Source organism: Marinobacter sp. B-21, from assembly GCF_056857895.1.
Genome location: NZ_JBSXNZ010000071.1, coordinates 1 through 13591, shown reverse-complemented (window position 1 = coordinate 13591; position 13591 = coordinate 1). Strand labels below are relative to the sequence as shown.

10 protein-coding genes and 3 pseudogenes are annotated in these 13591 nt (G+C 58.5%); all 13 read left to right on the top strand.

The window, feature by feature from the left end:
- Positions 1-1786, top strand: a 1786-nt coding sequence (locus AC13C0_RS10250; protein ID WP_482954336.1) for a copper-translocating P-type ATPase, incomplete at its 5' end; no start/stop codon positions are given.
- Positions 1787-1955: 169 nt separating this feature from the next.
- Positions 1956-2414 carry a hypothetical protein gene (locus tag AC13C0_RS10245; protein WP_008171259.1) on the top strand — a complete coding sequence of 153 codons (459 nt, stop codon included), beginning with the start codon at positions 1956-1958 and terminating at the stop codon, positions 2412-2414.
- A 46-nt stretch (positions 2415-2460) separates the two neighbouring features.
- Positions 2461-3975, top strand: a complete 1515-nt coding sequence (locus tag AC13C0_RS10240) for a thymidine phosphorylase family protein (protein ID WP_008171257.1) — start codon at positions 2461-2463, stop codon at positions 3973-3975.
- Positions 3972-4892 carry a ribose-phosphate diphosphokinase gene (locus AC13C0_RS10235; RefSeq protein WP_482954335.1) on the top strand — a complete coding sequence of 307 codons (921 nt, stop codon included), beginning with the start codon at positions 3972-3974 and terminating at the stop codon, positions 4890-4892. Before AC13C0_RS10240 ends, AC13C0_RS10235 begins: the two co-directional genes overlap by 4 nt.
- Complete coding sequence (locus AC13C0_RS10230) at positions 4889-6244, top strand: MBL fold metallo-hydrolase RNA specificity domain-containing protein (RefSeq protein WP_288944972.1); 1356 nt, start codon at positions 4889-4891, stop codon at positions 6242-6244. The genes AC13C0_RS10235 and AC13C0_RS10230 overlap by 4 nt, the downstream gene beginning before the upstream one ends.
- Positions 6245-6419: 175 nt before the next feature.
- Positions 6420-7382 (top strand): HlyD family secretion protein, encoded by a 963-nt coding sequence (locus AC13C0_RS10225; RefSeq protein WP_162893663.1) that lies wholly within the window; start codon positions 6420-6422, stop codon positions 7380-7382.
- Positions 7383-7388: 6 nt separating this feature from the next.
- Positions 7389-9119 (top strand): ATP-binding cassette domain-containing protein, encoded by a 1731-nt coding sequence (locus AC13C0_RS10220; protein WP_341582631.1) that lies wholly within the window; start codon positions 7389-7391, stop codon positions 9117-9119.
- Entirely contained in the window at positions 9116-10210 is a 1095-nt protein-coding gene (locus tag AC13C0_RS10215; RefSeq protein WP_286894525.1) for an ABC transporter permease, read from the top strand. The genes AC13C0_RS10220 and AC13C0_RS10215 overlap by 4 nt, the downstream gene beginning before the upstream one ends.
- Entirely contained in the window at positions 10210-11313 is a 1104-nt protein-coding gene (locus AC13C0_RS10210) for an ABC transporter permease (protein ID WP_008172526.1), read from the top strand. Before AC13C0_RS10215 ends, AC13C0_RS10210 begins: the two co-directional genes overlap by 1 nt.
- 165 nt (positions 11314-11478) lie before the next feature.
- Positions 11479-11763, top strand: a pseudogene (locus AC13C0_RS10205) (hypothetical protein); the annotation flags it as partial.
- A 23-nt stretch (positions 11764-11786) separates the two neighbouring features.
- Positions 11787-12344, top strand: a pseudogene (locus AC13C0_RS10200) (APC family permease); the annotation flags it as partial.
- On the top strand, positions 12320-13183 hold the full coding sequence (locus AC13C0_RS10195) for an outer membrane lipoprotein-sorting protein (protein ID WP_341582628.1): 864 nt from the start codon (positions 12320-12322) through the stop codon (positions 13181-13183). The pseudogene AC13C0_RS10200 and the gene AC13C0_RS10195, both read left to right, overlap by 25 nt.
- 31 nt (positions 13184-13214) lie before the next feature.
- A pseudogene (locus AC13C0_RS10190) lies at positions 13215-13591 on the top strand (hypothetical protein); the annotation flags it as partial.

Below are 13591 nucleotides of genomic sequence, written 5' to 3'. Positions count from 1 at the left end.
CCCGAGCTGGCCGTTTTTCGTCGCCGCCTGGCGAGCGCTTCGCAACGGAGTGCTCAACATGGCCGTGCTCGTGGTCCTGTCCGTGGGCACGGGGTATCTGTTCAGCGTCGGCGCGACCTTTTTCTTTCCCAGTGTTCAGTTCTATGAAGCGGTGGCAGTGCTTCTGGTCTTTATCCTGCTCGGCCATTGGCTGGAGATGCGCGCCCGTGCCGGTGCCTCGGACGCCATCCGCTCGCTGATGGATCTCGCGCCGCCCAAGGCCACTGTGTTGCGTGATGGCCAGGAACGGGAGGTTCCCACCGCTGAGGTTCTGAAGGACGACATCGTCGTGATCCGCCCCGGCAATAAGATTCCGGTGGACGGTGAGGTCTTGGAGGGCGAGTCCCTGGTGGATGAGTCCATGCTCACTGGCGAGTCCATGCCGGTGGAAAAAAAGCCCGGCGATAAGGTGATCGGGGCCACCATTAACAAGAGCGGCAGCTTCAGGTATCGCGCCACCAAGGTAGGTTCCGACACCGCGTTAGCGCAGATCGTCAAGCTGGTGCAGGAGGCGCAGAACTCCAAGGCTCCGGCGCAGCTGCTGGCGGACAAAGCGTCACAGTGGCTGGTAGTGATTGCCATCGTAATCGGCCTGCTCACCTTCGCCGTCTGGTTCTGGTGGATTGGCCAAAGCCTGCTGCTTGCCGTGACCCTGACTATCACCGTGTTCGTGATCGCCTGCCCGGACGCCCTGGGCCTTGCAACGCCCATGGCGGTGATGGTGGGCACCGGCCTCGGTGCCAGGAACGGCATCTTGTTCAAGAATGCCTCTGCACTTGAGGATGCCACCCGGCTGGATATTGTGGTCTTCGACAAGACCGGCACCCTGACCATGGGCGAGCCGCAGGTGGTCGAGGTGGTCGTGGTGGCGGGCAGCACCGAGGAGGCGGTCCTCGCACTGGCGGGGACGGTGGAGCAGGGCTCGGACCATCCTCTGGCCCAGGCGATACAAAGTAAGGCCGAAGGCTTGCAGCTCGATCCGCTGACCGGTTTCACCAACATCGAGGGCAAGGGCGCGCGGGCGGAGATTGGCAGCAAGACCGTGCTGCTCGGCAACCGCCGGCTGATGGACGAAGAGAAGGTCGACATGGCGAGCCTGAAGGACGAGGCCGCGCGTCTGCAGAGTGCGGGGCAGACCGTGGTGCACGTCGCCCAGGACGGGAAGCTGGTCGGCCTTATCGCCATTGCCGATGCGCCGCGCCCCACCGCTACTGCAATGGTCAAAAAGATGCGTGAACGCGGGGTGGAGGTGGCGATGCTCACCGGCGACAACCAGGCCACCGCCGAGCGCATCGCCCGGGAACTCGGCATTGAGATGGTGATCGCCGATGTCCTTCCGGGGCAGAAAGCAGACAAGATCAAGGAGCTCCAGGCTCAGGGCAAGAAGGTTGGCATGGTGGGCGACGGTGTCAATGACGCCCCGGCACTGACCCAGGCGGAGGTGGGTTTCGCCATCGGTGCCGGCACCGATGTGGCCATTGAGAGCGCTGACGTGGTGCTGATGAAGAGCGACCCCTACGATGTGCTGGGAGCCATCGAGCTGTCGCGCGCTACCCTGCGCAAGATGCACCAGAACCTGTTCTGGGCGGTGGGCTATAACGTCATCGCCTTTCCCGCGGCGGCAGGCGTGTTCTATCCGTTGGTGATAAGCCCAGAAGTAGCGGCGCTCGCAATGTCTGGAAGCTCCGCTCTTGTTGCGGTAAATGCACTCCTGTTAAAGCGCACCCAACTGGACGGCTTAGGGTAGACGAACACTTCCAATTGGAAAAATTGATGTTCATCAAGCCCACGCTATTGGGCGACTCTTTTTGCATCTTTTGTTGGGGTTTTTCAGTGTGAATTCAGGCTTATGAGTTTAAGTGGTAGGTAATTGCTGTTTGCTGACATGATTAATGACAACAAGGGGGAACGGGTAAATGGACATCAAAACCTTTGGAGAACTTATTAGCTGGACACGGGATTTGCATGCTCACCTTGCAAGGTGTATGTCACATTGCGCTACGAAGAATGAAGAGGAGCGAGCACGGGCGCTGCTGGACTATCTGGCGACCCATGAATCGGAAATGGAACGTATCGTGAATGAATTCAAGTCGCAGGGCGATTTCAAAGCATTGGAGACAAGGGTCTACGACTACCTGTCTCACCATCCCATTAAGACCCACAGAACCTGCGATGAGCCCTACGCACAGCTGGATTTTGAGGGCATATGCAGAGAAGTATTCGATTTCCATGATCAGATAGAGGACCTTTATCGCACCATGGCCGACAAAGCCGAGATTCCCGAGGCGAAAGAATTACTGCAATCGTTGCTAACCATGGAAGAGAACGAAGCTATGCGATTGGCCAGGCAGATAGGGCGTATGAACGACCTCTGATCAGAACACTGAAATTATTCTTCGACGCAGAAAAGGATGTTGATACATGGTGGCGTCTTCCAGTCAGTTACGGGTTTTCAAGATGGGTATCAATACTCATCAGGAGCCTGTCGTCTACATGCGTGGTGATTGTGATGTGTGCCTTTCAGAAGGATTCGCCGCCAGTTCCAGGGTGGGAATTTCCTCGCAGGGACGTTCCATCATCGCAACTCTCAATATTTCGTCTGATGAAACGGTTCCCAAAGGGTATGCGGGGCTTTCAGATATCGCCATAGAGCGGCTCGGGGTGGCTCAGTCTGACCTGGTTTCAGTACATCATGCGCCCTATATCGAATCCTTGAGTCTGGTTCGTCGGAAAGTATTCGGACACAGCTTGCTTCCGGCTGAGATGGCCCGCATTGTCTCCGATATCTCCGCACACAAATACAGCGATGTCGAAATAGCCTGTTTCCTGAGCGCTTGTGCGGGTGGCAGATTAGGTTTCGATGAGATTGTTGCTTTGACCCAGGCGATGGTGAATTGCGGACAACAGCTCGATTGGCCAGGCGTGGATCGTGTGTTCGACAAACACTGTGTTGGAGGCCTGCCGGGCAACCGGACCACGCCGCTGGTTGTGTCGATCGTCAGCGCAGCAGGCTTAGTAATGCCTAAAACCTCCTCCCGTGCCATCACCTCACCGGCGGGAACAGCGGACACCATGGAAGCGCTGACCAATGTGAGGCTTGGGCTGAACGAGATTCGCCGTGTGGTCAGAGAAACCGGTGCCTGTCTCGCCTGGGGTGGGGCGATGAACCTCAGCCCGGCTGATGACCTGTTGATTCGCATCGAGAGAGCGCTGGACCTTGATGGTGAGGGCCAGCTCGTGGCCTCGGTGCTGTCCAAGAAGATTGCTGCCGGTTCCACCCATGCGGTGATTGATATTCCGGTGGGGGAGACGGCCAAGGTTCGAACGCCCGGCGATGCCGACCGGCTGGCCTCTCTTTTCACAAGCGTTGGGGCGGCCTGTGGGCTGAAGGTACGCTGCATCGCGACAGACGGCAGCAAGCCGGTTGGTGCAGGGATCGGGCCGACAGAGGAGGCCCGTGATGTTTTGGCCGTGTTGCAGGGAAAGCGGGGTGCGCCGGAGGATCTACGGAGCCGCGCCATCATGCTGGCTGGCCATTTGTTCGATCTGGCTGATGGTCGTGGCGTGAAAGAGGGGATGGTCAAAGCAGAACGACTACTTCAAAACGGCTCTGCCTGGGGGCAGTTCAAGCGTATAACAGAGGCTCAGGGAGGGCAGAGGAGCTTAGGTGAAGCCCGTTTTAGGCGCCCAGTTCTGTGCTCGGAATCCGGAACAATCGTGTCTATCGACAATCGTCGGCTTGCCCGTGTCGCCAAGCTGGCAGGCGCACCTGCCAGCTCTACCGCAGGGCTGCGGCTACTGGCGACCGTCGGTGATAGAGTCACTAAGGGAGAGCCTCTCTATGAATTGCTCAGTGACAGTCCGGGGCAGCAGGATTATGCGCTGGCGTTTAACGATATGGGGCCGGCAATCTTCACTGTAAAGCGAGAGGAATGATTGTGGGCATTACTGAAAAAAGTGTGTTGTTCAGCCTTACTCCCCATCCATTACGGGAAAAACTTTGTGATCGGCTCAATCTGGAGCCGGGAAGTTTGGAGGTGCGGAGGTTCCCTGATGGTGAGTCCTACTTACGTGTGCTCACATCAGTCAAAGGTGCGAACTGCGTAATATTGGCCGACCTAACGCATCCAGACACCAAATACCTTGCTCTCCTGTTTCTCTTTGAAACTCTCCGGGAACTCGGTGCCAGGTCGATTGGGTTGGTGGCGCCCTATCTTTGCTATATGCGCCAGGATCGACGCTTCGAAGAAGGGGAGGCGGTCACTTCCAGGGTGTTTGCCCAGTCTTTGTCTTTACATATCGACTGGCTGATCACCGTTGATCCACATTTGCACAGGTACCAGTCTCTTGACGAAATCTACAGCATACCCACGCAAGTTGTTCAGGGAGCACCGGCGCTGGCGGATTGGCTACGGGGGCAAAACGGTCTGTTGCTGGTAGGTCCGGACGCGGAAAGTGAGCAATGGGTATCAAGTATCGCGCAGGCCAGTAACCATCCTTATGTCATTGGCACCAAGCAGCGTCTGGGTGACCGGCGCGTTGAAGTCACCTTGCCGGATATCTCGGCGTATAACGGCCGGAAAGCCGTCATCATTGATGACGTTATTTCCAGCGGACGCACCATTGGCGAGTGTGTCAGGGCACTTAAGGCGCAAGGCACGGAGGCCATCCTGTGTGCGGCGGTGCATGGCATTTTTGCGGAGGCCTCGGACACCTACCTTCTGGGTACCGGCCTGCAGACGCTGGTGACCACCAACACGGTTCCACACAGCAGCAATGAGATCGATGTCAGCGAGTTGCTGGTGCCGCCGGTCAGGCATTTTCTCAATCAGGTGGAGGATGAGCGCCGATGAACATTACATTTCTGGGTGGCACGGAAACCGTGACCGGCTCCAAGTTCCTGGTTGAAACCGGCCAGACACGTGTATTGGTCGATTGCGGCCTGTTTCAGGGGTACAAGTGGCTGAGAAAGCGCAACCGGCAACCGTTGCCGCTCGATATTGCCTCGCTGGATGCCGTGCTTCTGACCCATGCCCATCTGGATCATTCAGGCTACATCCCCGTGTTGTACAAGCAGGGCTTCCGGGGGGCGGTTTATACCCATCATGCCACCCGAGAGCTATGCAGCATATTGCTGGCCGATAGCGGCCATCTTCAGGAAGAGGAGGCACATTACCTCGGCCGCCATAAGCTGAGCAGGCATGAGAATCCGGAGCCCCTGTATGATCAGGAGGATGCAGAAGCCTGCATGGAGCTGTTTCAGTCGGTGGACTTTCACCAAGTGATCCAGCTCGGTGATATACGCTTTCATCTGCGACCGGTCGGGCACATTCTCGGGGCGGCCTGTGTCATCATCGAGGCGGAAGGTAAACGCGTCGGTTTTTCCGGCGATGTGGGCCGCCTCAATGATATTTTCATGAGGCCACCGGCACCCCTGCCAGCACTCGACATGCTGATGCTGGAATCAACATATGGCGATCGTCGCCACGAAGACGTGGATTTGCCGTCACAATTGGCGGACATCGTCAACGAAACGGTCGACAAAGGGGGCAATATACTGATTCCGGCCTTTGCCGTGGGCAGAGCGCAGGTCTTGCAGCATATGCTCACCGACCTGATGAAGGCGGGACGAATTCCAAGGTTGCCAGTTTATCTGGATAGCCCCATGGCGATTGATGTTTCTGAGATTTACTGCCGCTACGAAGATCAGCATCGGTTGAGCAGTTCAGAATGCCATGAAATGTGCAGCACCGTTCACTATAGCCGCAGCGTCCAAGACTCCAAGGCGCTGGCTGACCAGGCCTACCCGCACGTAATTATTGCAGGCAGCGGTATGGCAACGGGCGGTCGCATTCTTCATCACTTCAAACGTCTCCTCGGCCAGCACCGCACAACCGTTATCTTTGCCGGTTATCAGGCAGGGGGGACACGAGGCGCCAAAATGGTTGATGGAGCGGAAAGGATCAAGATCCACGGCGACTGGATTCCGGTCAAGGCCCGGCTGGAGGTGTTGAGTGGGCTTTCCGGACATGGAGATTTCACAGAGATTGAACAGTGGCTGGCTCAAAGTGACTTAGCCCCCGAAACGCCGATCAACTTGATTCATGGAGACCCTGATGCGCTGGAGGCCATGAAGGATCACTTGCGTCAGAACACCCGGTTTGAGGTGGATGTGGCAGGCTACCAATCCATTTTGCGTCTTTGACGATGCCCTGACGGCCATCTTCGAGGGCGACCTGAATGAGCCGCTTAAGATCCGGCAACGACCTTGCTCGCGGCGGCTGCCGAGTGCTAGAGTGGGTGATCTCATTGGCTGGAGTGAGAGGCAGTGGCCCTGATCCCGGCTCCAACCTGAACAGTAATGTCATAAGGAGTGTTTGGTGAAATCCCAATCCTGGCTCTGGTCTCTGATAGCGGTGTTGGTGCTCGCCGGCGGTTCTTATGGGGTTTTTGTTCTGTTTGGGGAAGAGCCCTTGCCGCAGGGAATCGTCTATGGCAATGGCCATATCGAGGGGCGGGAAGTGTGGATCGCGGCCGAAGTGGCCGGTCGGGTCATCGAGCACCATCTCGCGGAAGGCAGCAAGGTTTCGGCTGGCGACACGGTAGCCGTGATCGACCCCGCCGATGCCAGAGACCGCCTGCGCTCGGCACAGGCCGAGCTGGCCTCGGCGCGGGAAGTCCGTGACGGCTTCGACAGCCAAATCACCACCTGGCGTCATCATCTCAAGAATGCCGAGAAACAACGGCAGCGGATCCGGGACTTGCGGTCCCGCAATCTGGCCAGCTCGAGTGATCTGGATCAGGCGGAAAATGCCGTCAGTGAGGCCCGGGGCCGACTTGAGTCTCTCCAGCGGCAGAAGGATGCCGCCGAAGAACAGGTGGCTGCAAGGGCGGCGCAGGTGGCACTGGCTGAATCGCAACTGGACAAAGCGGAGGTTGCCGCGCCGCTCTCCGGAACCATCCTGATCCGGGCGGTGGAGACGGGAGAGGTTGTCGATACCGGCCAGCCGCTGGCCACGATGGTGAATCTGCAGCAGCTCGAACTCAAGGTCTATGTCCCCGGTGATATCCTCAACCGGATCAGCTTGGGGGATCCCGCCAGAATCCGCGTGGACGGTTTGCCCGGGGACTTTTCCGCCAAAGTCGGCAGGATTGACGATTTCGCCCAGTTCACCCCCCGCGATGTCCACATGCCCGACGAGAGAGTTCGGATGGTCTATGGCGTTACCCTGGTGCTGGATAATCCGGCCGATGCTCTGAAACCGGGTATGCCGGCAGATGCCTGGATTCGCTGGGATCCGGACGCCGAGTGGCCAGCGACCCTCTCGGTTCCGGCGCGCTGAGCCGTCATGTCTTCCCCGGAACCCATCGTCGCCAAAGGCCTTGGCCGCCAATTCGGAGACAATGTTGTCATCGAGCCACTGGATGTTTCCGTTGATCGCGGCCAACGAGTGGGCATTGTCGGTGCTGATGGCGCTGGCAAGACGACGCTGTTACAGATGTTGGCTGGCATCCTGGACCCCACTGTGGGGGAATGCCGGGTCCTGGGCTTCGATACCCGTCGTGAGGCCAAGCAGGTTGCTGCCAAGATTGGCTATATGTCCCAGGGATTTACGCTTTACGATCGACTCAGCGTCAAGGAAAACCTGAGCTTTGCCGCTCGCATCCGGGATGTGCCCGACGAACTCTATCGGGAGCGTTCAGAAAGGTTGCTATCCATGTCGGGGCTTGGCCGCTTTACTGACAGGCCCGCCGCCAAACTGTCCGGTGGCATGCAGAAAAAGTTGTCGCTATGTACCAATCTGGTCCATGAACCGGAGCTGCTGATCCTTGACGAACCGGGGCTCGGCGTCGACCCCCTGTCCCGGCGCCATCTCTGGACCATGCTCGACCGCTTCCGGTCGCAGGGCCTGACCATGGTTGTGGCTACCTCCTACATGGACGAGGCGGAGCGCTGCGACAGGATACTGCTGCTGGAACAGGGCCGCGTTCTTGCGGATGGGTCGCTGGAAGAGCTGCTGAGGCCCGCCGCCGGAAGGGTGTTCACTGTAAATGCTGGAGATACCGGACGAGGCTTGCGGGAGTTGTCCGGCATCCTGGCTCAAATTGACAGCGTCCATTCAGTGCAGTGGTTGCCGGATCACCTGCGACTGGTGATGAACGCGGACATCGCTGAAAACCAGCTCGCCGAGTTATTGCCCGAGGGAACCCACCTGGCGGCGGCCGAGCCCCGGCTCGAGGATCTGTTTGTGCTGCGGACGGACAGGAGGGCCGGCGAGCAGCAGTTTCCGGAATTGGCCCGGCAAGACAGGGGAAAAGAGGAAGGGCTGGTGGCCACCGGCCTGAGCGTCCGCTTCGGGCATTTCAAGGCCCTTGACCGGGTGAGTTTCGAGGCGCCATCTGGCGAACTGCTTGCGTTGCTGGGGCCCAACGGGGCGGGCAAGACAACCCTGATCAGGGCCTTGTGCGGGCTGGTGGCCATCGATGAGGGCAACGCCCGGGTGGCCGGGGTGAGCTCCGGCGGGGGTAGCACCGCATTGCGCCGGCAAATTGGTTATATGTCACAACGGTTTTCACTCTATCTGGAACTGACCCCCTGGGAGAATCTCCGCTTCTTTGCCAATGCCTACGGCCTGGCCGGAGGCGCGGCGCGGGCTGCGATCGACTGGGCCAGGGAAGTAACGGGGCTGACAGATATTCCCGACAAGCTCACCGGTGATCTTTCAAGTGCCTTGCGCCAGCGTCTGGCGCTGGCCTGCAGCCTGCTTCACCGGCCCCGGGTCTTGTTCCTTGATGAGCCCACCTCGGGTGTCGATCCCGTCGCCCGGTACCGTTTCTGGCGGGTTATCCGTGAGCTGGCCGCCAGCGGTATGACCGTGCTGGTCACTACCCACTACCTGGAGGAAGCGGCCTATTGTGATCGTTTGGCGTTAATGCTGGACGGGCGGCTGCTTGCACACGGTAGCCGATCATCGCTGAATCATTCGCTCGGCCTCGAAGCCGACGCCACGGTGGAGATGCTCTTCACGGCGGCCATAGAACAGGCGGGAACGGCCAATTCCCGGGCGTTGGGACCATGAAGGCTCATCGGCTTGGAGCCCTCATCGTCAAGGAAAGTCGCGAGCTGATTCGCGACCCGGTTACCATTGCGTTGGCCGTGATCATGCCGCTGATCATGCTTTTTCTGTTCGGCTATGCGGTCAATCTGGATGTGGAACAGGTTGCCGTGGGCATTTACGATCTGGACAACACGCCGGCAAGCCGCGACCTGTCAGCCCGTTTCGACAGCTCGCGGTATTTTCAATTAGAGCAGAAAACGACCGATCTCCGCGATCTGGAGTCGGCACTGCAAAGCTCGACCATCAGCATGGGCGTGGTGATTCCAGCCGGCTTGGCCCGGCAACTGCTCAGAGGCGACGAGGCGCCTGTCCAGGTGATCGTGGACGGCGGCTATCCTGTTCTGGGTCGATTGGCATCGGCCTATGCCGAGGCGGTAATCGCAAATTTCCCCGCCCCGCGTCAGAGCGCCGTCCGGGTCCAGGCCAGGGTCTGGTTCAATCCCTCCCTGCGCAGCGTCAATTTCGTCGTCCCCGGGTTATTTGCCGTGATCCTGATGGCGTTCCCACCCCTGCTGACCGCCTTGGCGATCGTGCGTGAGAAAGAGACCGGTACGATTGAGCAGATCTATGCATCGCCGGTCACCTCAACCGAGTTTGTTGTCGGCAAGCTGGTGCCCTACGGTCTGGTGGCTTTCCTGGAGATTCTTATGGTCATGGTGGTGGGGTTTGCCTGGTTTCAGGTCCCCATTGCCGGCAGCCCGATACTGCTGCTGACGTCCGCTTTCGTTTATGTGCTGACCACGGTGGGTATCGGCCTGTTGGTCTCATCCCTGGTCCGTACCCAGTTGGCGGCCATGTTGATAACGCTGATTGTCACCTTGATGCCGTCGTTTTTGTTTTCCGGTTTTCTGTTCCCTCTGTTCACCATGCCTCTTGCCCTGCAACTGTATAGCTGGCTTTTCCCTGCCGGTTATTTTATGGAAATCTCCCGGGGCATCGTACTGAAATCAGCCGGCCTTGAAGCCGTTCTGCCAAATCTGATGATGTTGATCGTCTATACGGTCCTGGTATTTGTCTTCGCGGCCTGGCGAATGAAGCAGAAGGTGGCCTGATGGGAATTGCCTTATTTGGTTTGTTGCGCAAGGAGCTCGTGCAGTTCTTTCGTGACCGGTTGATACTGACCCTGATACTTTGGCTTTACACCATTGAAGTCGTCATTTGTGCCGTTGCGCTCAGTTTTGATGTAAGCCACCTGCCCCTGGCGGTGGTGGACGAGGATCGCAGCGCCTTGAGTCGCTCGTTGATCCAGAAATTTGCGGTGAGCGAAACCTTCGACCTGAAATTTCAGGAAACCCGTGTGGCAACCGCCACTGACCTCCTGGAGAAAGGCGATGCCACCATGGTGTTGGTCGTTCCCGCCGGGTTCGAAGGTGCTCTTCTCGCTGGCAAGAGTGCTCAGCTCCAGTTGCTCCAGGACGGCACCAATTCCAACATTGCCGCCAATGCCGTCAATGATGCTCTGCAGATCGTCCAGCGCCAGGAGCGCGAAGCGCTCCCTGCTGCCGGGAAGAAGGGGGTCGCGGTACCCCTGATCCGTATCTGGTATAACCCCGATCTGACAACATCGGGTTTTATCGTGTTATCGATGATTGCTCTGGCCGGTATGATGGTGGGCGTTATTCACCCGGCCGCCTCTATTGTCCGGGAAAAGGAGCGAGGCACTATCGAGCAGCTGCTGGTGACGCCCATTTCCACCCTGGAACTGTTCCTGGCCAAGGTCACACCCACGCTGATCATGGGCGTACTGTCCATCTTTCCGAGTTTGGTGATTGTCAGAGTCTTTGATGTGCCCCTTCAGGGCAGTCTGCTTTTATTTCTGGTGCTGACCGCCATCTTTTTGCTCAGTGCGATTGCGCTGGGCGTACTGATTGCCGCCTACAGCCGGACCCTTCAGCAGGCGTTGCTGCTCTCCTTTTTCGGACTTTTCCCGCTGATGTTCCTGTCGGGCAGTTTGACGCCGGTAGAAGCCATGCCGCCTTTCCTGCAAAGCCTCTCCCTGCTGAGTCCACTGCGTTATTACATGGATATCATCGTCGGTATTTTCCTCAAAGGCGCCGGCCTGGCGGTTCTCTGGGATGAGGCTCTCGCCTTGCTGGTAATCGGTGTCACGCTGTTTATTTTCTCCCTTTGGGTCTTTCGACGCCGGGTACAATGAGATCGGTTGGGTGAGTGCCTGACGTTTGTCGCTACACGGCCAAGAGGATACGGCGCATAGGCATCAGGATTACCGTGATTATTCATTTTCATCAGTAACCTGAATCAATGGGATGGACTCCTCCTCACCTCACCGGCATCTACGTGCCAAAATGGTGAGTGATTTGGCGAGAGTCAGTGGGGCGATTTCATCCATGAACTCAACCATCATCCCTGTGTTGATTTTGCCGAGCGCAAACCGAACAACCAGCTGCATGTCGTCTACGATGGAACCCATTGGTCTCTTGACGAGTTAATGGAACTGATCAAAACCCACGGAGGCGGGTTGCAGGCCGGGTGGTGGACCCAGCGGAAACTGGCGTGGTGTCGGTTTACAGACGACAATGTTCGGGCCAACGCAAAACATGATCCGTTTTGCTGTTCCAAAATCCCACCTATGAAGCGTAAATAGAAACGACAATAACCGGAGGTTGAATGAGCAGGGAGCAAGACAGAACCACTCGCTATCAGGAAGGCAGTCTCACCCTGCCAGGAACCGTCATGCTGGGTACCGGCGTCATGATAGGCGCTGGTATTTTTGCGTTGACCGGACAGATGGCACAGATGACGGGCGTTCTGTTCCCCCTGGCGTTTCTGGCGGCCGCCGTGATCGTCAGCTTCAGTGCTTATTCCTACATCAAAATTTCCGATGCGTACCCGTCTGCGGGCGGTATCGGCATGTACTTACACAAGGCCTACGGAAACCGGCTGCCGACCGCATTTAACGCCTTGCTGATGTACTTTTCCATGGTGATCGCCCAGAGTTTTCTGGCCCGCACGTTCGGCTCCTACACCATGCAGCTCTTCGGTGGCGACGAAAGCGGGCGAATGGTGCCCATTCTCGGGGTGTCACTGATCCTGGCAGCGTTTCTCATAAATCTGCTGGGTAACCGGATGATTCAGGGTGTGGCTTCCTTTATCGGCGTCCTGAAAATCGGCGGCATACTGATTTTCGGGTTGGTGGGGGTATGGGTCGCCGACTCCATATCGGTTACTGGCTTGTTACCCTGTTCCAAAAGCTGGCCCTGGTGGTGATCGCGCTGGGCATCACGCCCATTGCCCTGGCCCAGGATGCCGGCGCTGCGCCCTCGGTGGAGCGCATTGTCAACCGGGCCAATATGGTCTCCTACTTCCAGGGGCGTGATGGCCGCGCCAGGGTCGCCATGACCATCACCGACCGCCAGGGCCGTACCCGCAGTCGCGAGCTTACCATTTTGCGGCGGGACGGCCCGGAGACAGATGCCATTGAGGGGAGTGCCTACCGTGGCGAGCAGAAGTACTATGTCTATTTCCGGCGACCGGCGGATGTGAGCCAGATGACGCTGCTGGTGTGGAAACACCTGGACCGGGACGACGACCGCTGGCTGTACCTGCCGGCGCTGGATCTGGTTAAGCGAATTGCTGCCTCCGACAAACGCACCAGCTTCGTCGGCTCGGATTTCTTTTACGAGGATATCTCCGGGCGCAGTATTGATGCCGACAGCCATGAGCTGATCGAGACCACAGACAACTACTACGTAGTGCGCAACACACCCAGGCGGCCCGGGGAGGTTGAGTTCGCCTACTACGATGTCTATATCCACAAGCAGTCCTTCCTGCCGGTTCGCACCGAGTATGTCGACGACAGTGGCAACCTCTACCGGCGTTACACCGCGCTGGCGGTGGAGAAGGTGCAGGGTTACCCCACGGTCGTCAAGGCGAGGATGGAGAACCTGCGCAGCGGCGGCACCACGGAGCTGACCTACACTGGCATTGACTATGACCTGGGCCTGCCGGAAGACGTCTTCTCGGAGCGCTACCTGCGCCGGGCGCCAAAGGAGTACTTGCAGTGACCACCGGTGCACTGAGGGCAGGAGGGCGTGGATGAACACCAGAAGCCTGCTCTGGGGCATGTTGCTGGCGGGTATCGGTCTCGGTGTGGCGCCCGGGGCGCTATGGGCGGCCGCGCCCGAGCTGCCGGAGGGGCTGGGCGCGCCAGCCAGTGATACCGAGGAACCGGCCCTGCCGGCAGGCCTCGGGGGTGAGGCCGGGGCAGAACAGACCACCGACCGACCGGCTGCGGCGGCGCTGCCATTTCGTCTGCGCGGCTTCTGGGAGGCCCGCGGCGGAACCCGGCTGGGCGATGATCCCCGCCAGCGCGATCTCTCCATCGCCGAAACCCGGTTGCAGCTCGAGGCGGAGAAGTATTTCCGGGGAGCAACGTTGCGCCTTACCGGCGATTTTCTCTATGACGACCTGGA

What these genes read in the sequence shown, in the direction of transcription:
- AC13C0_RS10245 (WP_008171259.1), top strand. Translation starts at nt 1,956, where the DNA reads ATGGACATCAAAACCTTTGGAGAACTTATTAGCTGGACACGGGATTTG.
- AC13C0_RS10240 (WP_008171257.1), top strand. Translation starts at nt 2,461, where the DNA reads ATGGTGGCGTCTTCCAGTCAGTTACGGGTTTTCAAGATGGGTATCAAT.
- AC13C0_RS10235 (WP_482954335.1), top strand. Translation starts at nt 3,972, where the DNA reads ATGATTGTGGGCATTACTGAAAAAAGTGTGTTGTTCAGCCTTACTCCC.
- AC13C0_RS10230 (WP_288944972.1), top strand. Translation starts at nt 4,889, where the DNA reads ATGAACATTACATTTCTGGGTGGCACGGAAACCGTGACCGGCTCCAAG.
- AC13C0_RS10220 (WP_341582631.1), top strand. Translation starts at nt 7,389, where the DNA reads ATGTCTTCCCCGGAACCCATCGTCGCCAAAGGCCTTGGCCGCCAATTC.
- AC13C0_RS10215 (WP_286894525.1), top strand. Translation starts at nt 9,116, where the DNA reads ATGAAGGCTCATCGGCTTGGAGCCCTCATCGTCAAGGAAAGTCGCGAG.
- AC13C0_RS10210 (WP_008172526.1), top strand. Translation starts at nt 10,210, where the DNA reads ATGGGAATTGCCTTATTTGGTTTGTTGCGCAAGGAGCTCGTGCAGTTC.
- AC13C0_RS10195 (WP_341582628.1), top strand. Translation starts at nt 12,320, where the DNA reads ATGGGTCGCCGACTCCATATCGGTTACTGGCTTGTTACCCTGTTCCAA.